Source organism: Fulvivirga aurantia (genome assembly GCF_009711475.1).
GTDB lineage: Bacteria > Bacteroidota > Bacteroidia > Cytophagales > Cyclobacteriaceae > Fulvivirga > Fulvivirga aurantia.
Genome location: NZ_SMMD01000513.1, coordinates 1 through 3,478, shown reverse-complemented (window position 1 = coordinate 3,478; position 3,478 = coordinate 1). Strand labels below are relative to the sequence as shown.

Here is a 3,478-nt window from a genome sequence, read left to right as displayed (position 1 = left end):
TGACACCTTTCTCATAAAAAGGGGGAAATGGTTTAAGCGTATTTTTAGGAAAATAGGAGGCTGGCCTTTAGCTACAGGTAACTTCTTTCGTAAATTATTTAAAAAGCCTGTAAAACAAAGACCACCAGCACACCATCAAATCAAGCTTAGAAATCTCACCCGGTTTTATTTTAAAGAGAAATTATCTCAGGGTCTGAGTGATCTGCTTGATCATTATTATAAGGCGATTAATCAGACTACCTTATTGGTGTGGCAAATCGATGAGCAAATCGATCATGTAATAGACAATTTTATTGGTGAGGAAAAGGATATCAGCCTGGCAGTGGAGGTATCTCAGCGTGTGCCAGATTCTTTGGCAATGTTGGAGAAGTGCAAAGAAGAAATGAAGGCACTTGCTCATGATATTTTACAAAAACAGGCTGAGCAGTTTGAAGATGCCTATTATAAGGTAGGTACTTTTGAGTTATCAAACAGGCAATTTAATGCGGCTAAAACAGCCAAGCTTCACTATAAAATCAATCAGGGGTATTTGTCTAAGACTAAGGCCTGGAACAATACAGTGATCATACTTTCCGATGACTGGGAGATCGATGCTGAGCTCTATGGAATGATCTACAAAGGCCTAGAGTCTTTTCATAAAAACACAACAATTGTCGAGCGTAGGCTTAAAAAGAATGTACAAGCTGAGATTGATAAAATCTACGATGAGCTTTCTCAGTATAAACAGGAGCTGGAAAAGCATAGCGATGCTGATGACAAAGATTTAAAAGCGTTGCTCGAAACTCAGCGAGAAAAAGTAAACAGACAATTAGAAGACAAATTGGTCGCTCAGGCCAGTGAAGTTATTTTATCTCAAGACCTACCTTCATTAATCAACAGTATTGAAGCTAGTTTAAAACTGGAGATGAAGCAGCTCGAGGAGCGTAGAGCTATAGTAAAAGGTGTAAAATATGATGAGCCTACCAGGTCGTCTTCACTGCACTATATCTCACCAAGAGAGTTGATCAATTTTGAATCATGGCCCAGGTTTCAAGCAGCAATTAAGTCTTGCAAAGTAGAAATTACGGCAAAAATCAACGATTTGCAGCAAGAGCTTTTTCAGTTGAGTCAGATAGCAGCTTTTAACATAGAGTCTGCAATGTCGCTTATCGGAGAGGATGACAAGAAAAACAAACCTTATGATGTTGCTATAGAAGGCATTGACCGTACCATCAATAAAACACAGGCTTTGTCTGAGCACCTTGAGGCGATAAGAAACACAGTAAACAAAGATTTATACATCAGTTTACAAAAGCTCAACAGCAGCCTGGAGCAGTTTACCGATAATGAAAACATCTATGAGATACGCGTAAGGATAGCTAAAGCAAAAGCTATTGAGCGTAGTAAACGGCTAAAAGATGAGTGGGCCAGACGCTTTAGGAATATAGTACCTATTGTCTGGGGGCTGATTAAGAATAATTATAATAAAGGTAATAACCTGGTTCAGGGCTTATTTAAGAAGTATGGCCTGTCTAAGCAGACCACTGCCATATCTACCGAGATTGCAGACTTTTTAGCCGAAGCTCAACTGGCTGTGGAAAGGTTGCCGTTTGTTTATCAGAGGCTTTTCAAGAGCATTCCATTGCAAGACAGTAACCTATTTGAAGGCAGAAAGACTGAATTAAACGAGCTCAACAACGCGTACAATAATTTTATGAAAGGGCGTTTTGCGGCAACAGTAATCACTGGTGAAAAAGGCACTGGAGTTACTACGCTGCTCAATTTTTTCAGCAAAGAACTATCTACTTCATGCGAAATGATTCGACTCGATAGCAAGCGTTCCCTCGAGTCTTCAGACGACTTGTTGGCTTTTTTCTCAGAGTCTCTCGGTAAAAAGTTTGACAATGTAGATAAGCTGGTGGCTCACCTCAACGCTGGAAGTAAGAAAGTCCTGATATTAGAAAACCTCCAAAAACATTATTTGAAAAGAGTAAATGGATTTGAGGCGCTCATCATTTTGGCTGAGATTATTTCTCTTACCAGTAAACACGTATTTTGGGTGACAACCTGCACCATCTATGCCTGGTCTTATTTAGATAAGACGATCAGGCTCTCAGAGCATTTTGGCTACCAAATAGCTATGAATGAGTTTGAGGATGAGATTATCACAAAAATCATTACAAAAAGGCATCAGGTGAGTGGTTATAATTTGCAGTTTGAGCCAGCGACCAACCACCTCAATAGTAAGAAATTTAAGAAGCTCGGTGAAAAAGAAAGACAAGAGCAGCTTCACAAAGAATACTTTAATGACCTGAATAAGATTGTAAAGAGTAACATCGGTTTGGCATTGGTTTACTGGCTAAGATCTACCAAAGAGGTGAGTGACAATACGATACATATTGCTTCTCTCAAAGATTTAGATTTTGGCTTTATGAGCAGTTTGCCATTAGATAAACTACACGCGCTTACCTATTTGCTACTACATGATGGACTATCGGAAGAGGAATTTTGCAAATGTCTAAACAAGAGTTTGGTGAGATGTCGCGCGATACTTTATCCATTGTTTGAAGACGGAATACTCGTGGAGAATAATGGATATTATCTGATAAACCCACTGTTGTATAGGCAGACAGTGGCATTATTAAAATCTAAAAATATCATTCACTAAAGTGAGAACATCACAATATATATTCATCGTTTTTGTCCTGTTATTGGTGTCTCAGGCACTTTCTGCACAGGCAGTAATAGATTCTGTAGCTGCAGCTGCAGATAAAGTAGTGGCGTCTGCAGACAGTACGGTTCAAGCCAAAAAAGCAGCTGACGAGGGAGATAGCATCAAAGATGAGATGCCGTCAATCAAAGACATTGTTTCTTTCGGTAAGATTTTCTGGACAGTAGTATTTGCCTTGGCAGGCTACTTCATTATCAGATTTTTGACGCGTCTGATCGAGCGAATCGCTGAACGCAGTACCAATTATCGAATTACAATCAAGGGATTAGTACCGATTATAAAGATCGCTGGTTGGATTTTCGTCTTGTTTATAATCATCGCTGGTATTTTTCAGCCACCAATTGAGACGGTAATAGCGGTAACAGCCTCTGTAGGTATTGCTGTGGGCTTTGCTGCTCAAGACATACTCAAAAATGTCTTTGGCGGTATTATGATATTATTTGACCGGCCCTTTCAGGTAGGTGATAAAATAGAAGTTGGCGATTATTATGGAGAGGTTGTACAGATTGGCCTAAGATCTACCAGAATAGTAACACCTGACGATTCACTCGTAAGTGTACCTAATGGAGAGTTGATGAATAAATCCGTGTCAAACTCTAACGTGGCTGAGGCCAACTGCCAGGTAGTGGCAGAAATATACTTGCCAATAACTATTGACACCGAGCAAGTAAGGAAAATTGCCATTGAATCAGCACAAGTGTCGCGCTATATCTTTCTCAACAAGCCTATCACGGTACTTTTTTTCAACGAAGTGAAAGAAAGAAGGTC

Annotated in this window: 2 protein-coding genes; both read left to right on the top strand. The window is 39.6% G+C overall.

Features of this window, described 5'->3' with window-relative positions; all coding sequences use genetic code 11:
• The coding region (locus E1176_RS20485) for a hypothetical protein (protein WP_222933077.1) at positions 1-2,647 on the top strand (2,647 nt) is incomplete at its 5' end.
• A gap of 1 nt (position 2,648) precedes the next feature.
• Positions 2,649-3,478: mechanosensitive ion channel family protein (locus E1176_RS03855; protein ID WP_343030502.1), on the top strand; the 830-nt coding region annotated here is incomplete at its 3' end.